Source organism: Desertivirga xinjiangensis, from assembly GCF_024436435.1.
GTDB lineage: Bacteria > Bacteroidota > Bacteroidia > Sphingobacteriales > Sphingobacteriaceae > Desertivirga > Desertivirga xinjiangensis.
The window spans coordinates 257,468-263,467 of record NZ_JAFMZP010000006.1 but is presented as its reverse complement, the minus strand read 5'-3'; the positions used below and the strand labels follow the sequence as shown (position 1 = coordinate 263,467).

Below are 6,000 nucleotides of genomic sequence, written 5' to 3'. Positions count from 1 at the left end.
AGTCAGTTCAGAGGGGTAACTAATATCGAATTCTTTATGTACAGGTTATCCAAAATATACGCCTAGTCCACAACTTTCCGGACTGATCCGAAGTGTCTCCTAAATAATAGCCCTTAAACAACAAAAGCTTCCATTTCTGGAAGCTTTTACTCTGTGCGCCCACCTGGGCTCGAACCAGGGACCAAAAGATTATGAGTCTTCTACTCTAACCGACTGAGCTATAGGCGCAGCTAAAAACAATTGTTTTTTGCGTTTGCAAATGTAGTTAATCCTTTCAAATTCGCAAACAGTAATGCTTAAAAAAACGTGAGAAAACTGATGAAGATCCGCTCAGTTATTAAGATAGGAGAGCGTAAGTGTGTTCGTCTGGAGGCGCCGCTAAAGTTAATTATCTGGTATTCAGTAATTCAATTTGAGCGAATGTTGAAAGGTGAAGGATAGGTTTATTTTTCAAATGTAACCTGATAAATACTACAAAGCGGACGAAGAGCATTATTTACGAAGGTGTTTTGTGAAATAATAACAGGGGCAGAGGAGTATTTAGTGCTATCTTTTTGGTAGCACTTTCATGGAAAAGGTTTTCGAGAAACCCACGGGTCTTAGGGACGGCGATTATAAGGTCGGCATTGCGGTTTTCCGCGAATTCAATAATAGCTTTAATGGCATTCCCTTCGTTCAGGTAATGAAATTCGGGTTTCAGCTCATCAAGCATCTTGTGCAAGGCCATTTCCTCCTTTAGATACCCTGCTGCACCAAGTGATTCACCTAGCTCTACATTTACAACAAGGAGTTTTGATCCCGTTTCATTAATAAATGTTGTGATTTGGTCCGCAGGCAAGGTGTCAGATATATCTCTGAGATCGCATGCTAATACTGAAATATCTATTTTCCTGTACTTTGAATTTGAGGGAATGACCAACAATGGAAAATTTCTATTTTTGATAAGATCAGCGGTTTGCTTTCCAACACTGTTTTTTCCATTAGCTCCGGCCCCCGACAATCCCACGGCGACCAGATCTATATTCTCGCGACTAAGAATTTCCCTGATGCCGCTAAGTAGGGGCAAGTCGTTGTTTACTATTTCTACAGCAGTGTCGTCATCAGCGATTGTCTGGAGTTTGCTTTTTAGAGCTTGTAATTTTTGTACGGTGTCCCGCCGTGTATCTATATCCGTTTTGGGAACGAGAACCACCGAATCTGCAAGCATCACCATTTCGGTGCTGTCAAGATTAGAAGAGTGGTATAATAAGATCCGTGCTGCTTTTAAATCTCTTGACATTTGGGCAACGTAGCTTGCTGCGTTTAAAGCAGCTTCCGAAAAATCGGTCAATACCAGTATCCTTTTCATATGGATTTATTAAGCCGGGTCTAACAAGGTCTCCCTGATATCAACAAGGATGCTTTTCATTAGTTTGTGTTGTTGTTCATGCCAGAAGCATCAGGTGCCATTTTTTTTTAATGTATCTTCTTTTTTACATGATATTCGTCACTTATCTGAAAATTTTTGAAGGGTTTATAGGGAAATTGTGAAACAAGTTTTAGTTTTATGGAACGAAACCAATTAAGAGAATACCAATAGTATGATAAGAAGAGACTTTATCAGGAAAGCAGGCATCGCAACCGGGGGACTGATCCTGAATAGCCAGGTTTTAAACGCCATGGCCTTTGATCTTAATAGCGAAAAGATAAAAATCGCCATCATCGGATGTGGCGACAGGGGAAGGGGATTGGCAAGTGTCTTAAGATCGATGAATGATAAGTTTGAAGTAAAATCTCTATGCGATGTTCTCGATTTTCGACTGAAAGATGCAGCCAAACCCTTTGCTGGTTCGACTATCAAACAACTCAAAGACTATCGGCGGATATTGGATGATCGGGAAATAAAGGCTGTTATTATAGCTACACCTTTAAACCTTCACTTTCAGATTGCTAAAGATGCCCTTTTAGCGGGTAAGCATGTATACCTTGAAAAAACCATGACCTATAACGCCTCTGAGGCGCTGGAACTGGCCAAAATATCGCGATCAAGACCGAACCAAATACTCCAGATCGGGCATCAATACCGATCCACGCCATTGTATTATAAGGTCAAGGAGATGATAGACAAAGGATATCTTGGAAAAGTAACACAAATAGATTGTCGTTGGGATCGCAATCACAGTTGGCGGAGGCCGGTTCCGGATGCTTCGCTGGAAAGGCAGATCAATTGGCGGATGTACCGTGAATATTCGGGAGGTTTACCTGCCGAGTTATTATCCCATCAGATTGATTTTATTAACTGGGCTTTCGATACTCATCCTGAGGAAGTTTTAGCTTCAGGTGGGATCGATTTCTATAAAGACGGACGGGAAACTTTTGACAACGTGCAGGCAATACTGAGGTATAAAACTGCAGGTATGATAGGCAATTTTGGCGCTACCTGCTCGAACGCGCATGAAGGATATTCGTTTAGCTTAAAAGGCTCTAAGGGTACTGTTTCACTTCTAATCGATACTGGTGTGTTTTATCCTGAAAAGTCAGTGAAAGAAGAACTTGAAACGGTGGATGGGGTGACTGGTGCAACTAAGATTCAATGGAACAAAGATGGTGGAATTCCAATCTTAAAAGAGCCGATGAAGAATGGTTCCTGGTATGCCCTCGATGCATTTCACAATAGCATCAGTACTGGTACTAAACCGGATTCAGATGTGGTTACAGGAGCTAAAACTGCATTCACTGTCCATCTCATTAATCAGGCTTTGTTCAGTAATTCGATACAAACCTGGCAGAGTAGCTTTGATTCGGTTTGATGGATAGATAAAATTTCTTAAACAAAGAGGTGAAAATAATTGTGATCCTATATCATGGATTTCATCGATTATTATAAGATTCTCGAACTTGATAAGAATGCAACTGAGAGTGATATAAAAAAGGCTTACAGAAAGCTGGCCAGAAAGTATCACCCTGACCTAAACCCCAATGACGAAGCTGCAAAGAAAAAATTCCAGCAGATCAACGAGGCCAATGAAGTCCTGGGCGATCCGGCTAAACGTAAGAAATACGATCAATACGGCAAAGACTGGAAAAACGCTGAACATTTTGAACGAGCAGGCACGCAGCAACGACAATATACGGGCAATGCTGACTGGCAGGGTAGAGCCGAAAGTTTTGGGGAAGGCGGTTTTTCTGATTTCTTTGAATCTCTTTTCGGCGGAGGATCGGGAAGGAGAAGAAGACAGTCTGCATTTAAAGGGCAGGATTTTACAGCTGAAATGCAGCTCAGACTTACGGATGTTTACCGCACGAAGAAGCAGACTGTAACTGTTAATGGTGAAAATATTCGCTTAACCATACCTGCGGGCTTAGAAAATGGCCAAACTATTAAAATATCCGGTTACGGAAGCCCCGGAATGAACGGAGGACCTAAAGGCGATCTCTATATTACATTCAATATTATTAATGATACCCGCTTTCGGCGCGAAGGCAGTAATCTATACACGGATGTCGATATTCCATTGTATACTGCTGTTCTCGGCGGTGAAATTACACTTGATACTCTCGACGGGAAAGTAAGGTTAAAAATCGCTCCGGCCACACAGAACGATACCAAAGTGAAGCTTAAGGGCAAAGGTTTCCCTGTCTATAAGTCGGAAACGGAGTTCGGTGATCTGTATCTCACGTATAAAGTTAAAATACCTGAACACCTGTCCATCAGAGAAAAAGAACTTTTTCTGGAATTGAAAAAGCTTAGAGGTCTCTAAATTGTTAAAAGGATAATGGAGAAGGAAAGAAAGATTAGCAATGCGGATCTGAATGCATTAGGCATTAAAGACCTGGAACTGCTGGTAGATTTTAGTCGCGTGGCAAACGGATTATTGAAAAATCAGGTGATGGACCGCGAAGTAATTCTCGAACACCTGGAAGCCTTGCTTGATGAGCCCAGGTCTTATATCAGCAAGACTTCAGGGAAATTTAAGAATCTTGCGGAAAAAGTCATAGCCCTTAAAAAAAAGGGAAAGCTCGTAAAAAAAGAAAACGATATACAGCCCCTTCGGGAAACAATGATCGGTTTCCCGGTGTTCGGGAGGGAGCATATCGAAGAAGGTGCTTTTGGTCAAATGAACACAGCCATGAAGTTGCCTGTGGCCGTAGCGGGGGCTCTGATGCCGGATGCTCATCAGGGCTATGGCTTACCTATAGGAGGTGTTCTTGCTACTACCATCGATTCGATCATCCCATTTGCGGTGGGTGTGGATATTGCCTGCAGAATGTGTTTGAGTATTTTCGATATGCCGGCCTCTAGAATTGACCGGGATAAGGACAGATTAAAGAAGCTGCTGACAGATCACACTGTTTTCGGCATGGGGGGTGTTACCCGAAGTCATCATGATGCTTCATTGTTCGATAGTCCACAATGGAAAGCCACAAAAGTGATCAGAGATCTGAGAGATAAGGCCTATAGTCAACTAGGTACCTCAGGAACAGGTAATCATTTTGTGGAATGGGGAGAGCTGAGCATAGAACGAGATACCCCTGAGGGGCTGCGGGCTGGTACTTATCTCGCCTTGTTATCGCATTCTGGTTCCCGCGGATTTGGTGCGGGTATTGCCAATCATTATTCTGGGATCGCGATGAAGAAAACAAAACTCCCCGGCGAAGCGAAACATCTGGCCTGGCTTGACATGAATTCAGAAGAGGGGCAGGAGTACTGGGTAGCAATGAACCTCGCTGGTGATTATGCATCCGCTAATCATCATGAAATCCACAACAAGATCGCAAAAGCGATCGGTATGGCTCCGATGCTGAGAATTGAAAATCACCACAACTTTGCCTGGAAAGAACAACTTGCTGATGGAGCGGAGGTGCTGGTGCATCGCAAAGGCGCAACGCCTGCTGGAAAAGGAGTACTTGGCATCATTCCGGGCTCCATGAGCACTCCAGGATTTGTAGTTCGCGGTAAGGGAGATCCCGATTCGATAAATTCGGCTTCTCATGGAGCTGGAAGGCTGATGAGCAGAAATGCCGCCTTTAAAACGCTTAAAAGGGACCTGGTAGAGGCGGAACTTACTCATAAGAAAGTCACTCTTCTTGGTTCTGACCTCGATGAGGCGCCTATGGTTTATAAAGATATTCACACGGTGATGGCGGCACAGAGAGACCTGGTAGAGGTGCTTGCTTCTTTTCAACCAAGGATAGTGAGAATGGCTAATCCCAAAGAACGTCCTGAAGATTAGGATGTTAATTTCGACACACGCGGCACGCGTGCGCCAGCAAGGCTTTAAGGGAGGATATACCATCTGATCTGGCTCTTTTTGGGGATCCACAGAACATTTGTTTTTGTATGGTGTTTTAAAAAATACTATAACAGAAACACTATGATTGACAGAGAAAATTTTTCGGACGATGATGAAAATATTCCGGGACAAAATGATCAGGAACTTAATGATATAGAACCAAAGAGTTTGGAAGACCAGGAACGGACGAATTCAGAAAATCTTGTGCAGAGGCTTAATGAAGATGATAGCGGGGATTCAGACTCCGGTTCGGAAGCTGGCAGGCCCATAGGCTCGGATAAGCCGATAAACAAAAATTTGCTGGGGGATAACCCACCCGGTAGTGAACAGGCTGCTTTTGAGGCAGGAAATGTTGGCGACATGGGAGCTGATCAGGTAAAATATCAGGCCGAAAATATTGTTGAGAATTTTAGGGAGAACCTGGATAAAACACAAAACGAGATTGAGCTCGATAAGAAACTGAAGAGTCAGTCGGACAACCAGGAAAGTTAGTCTATCTTATTATCAAAACCGCTTATTATCAAACCCGGCTGGCTTGCTTAGTTTTGCCGGGTTTGCTGCATTATTTTGAAGCCTTTTTTATAAACAGACCCGCTTCCATGATAATAACATTCAGCTTGCTTATCTTTTTTCTTATTATATTCCTATTTGACTATATTTACTTGCGTAGATGAGATCGTCAGGGCAGACTGACGTTTACGCATATATGAATTTTTCTATTGTTATT

Annotated in this window: 5 protein-coding genes and 1 tRNA gene; 4 read left to right on the top strand and 2 right to left on the bottom strand. The window is 42.8% G+C overall.

Translation table 11 applies throughout. The features are described from left to right. Positions 1-154: 154 nt before the first annotated feature. Positions 155-228, bottom strand: a tRNA-Ile gene (locus J3P37_RS16480). 268 nt (positions 229-496) lie between these two features. Next, on the bottom strand, positions 497-1,348 hold the full coding sequence (locus tag J3P37_RS16475) for a universal stress protein (protein WP_256012450.1): 852 nt from the start codon (positions 1,346-1,348) through the stop codon (positions 497-499). A gap of 232 nt (positions 1,349-1,580) precedes the next feature. Here J3P37_RS16475 and J3P37_RS16470 point away from each other — a divergent pair, with 232 nt between their 5' ends. The 4 genes from J3P37_RS16470 to J3P37_RS16455 all read left to right on the top strand — a co-directional run bounded on the left by J3P37_RS16470 (position 1,581) and on the right by J3P37_RS16455 (position 5,765). After that, complete coding sequence (locus J3P37_RS16470; RefSeq protein WP_256012449.1) at positions 1,581-2,789, top strand: Gfo/Idh/MocA family protein; 1,209 nt, start codon at positions 1,581-1,583, stop codon at positions 2,787-2,789. 54 nt (positions 2,790-2,843) lie between these two features. Then, the gene (locus J3P37_RS16465) at positions 2,844-3,740 is read left to right on the top strand and encodes a DnaJ C-terminal domain-containing protein (protein WP_256012448.1); all 897 of its coding nucleotides are present in this window, start codon (positions 2,844-2,846) and stop codon (positions 3,738-3,740) included. 15 nt (positions 3,741-3,755) lie between these two features. Then, the gene (locus J3P37_RS16460) at positions 3,756-5,213 is read left to right on the top strand and encodes an RtcB family protein (protein ID WP_256012447.1); all 1,458 of its coding nucleotides are present in this window, start codon (positions 3,756-3,758) and stop codon (positions 5,211-5,213) included. A gap of 141 nt (positions 5,214-5,354) precedes the next feature. Further along, positions 5,355-5,765 carry a hypothetical protein gene (locus tag J3P37_RS16455; RefSeq protein WP_256012446.1) on the top strand — a complete coding sequence of 137 codons (411 nt, stop codon included), beginning with the start codon at positions 5,355-5,357 and terminating at the stop codon, positions 5,763-5,765. Positions 5,766-6,000 lie beyond the last annotated feature (235 nt).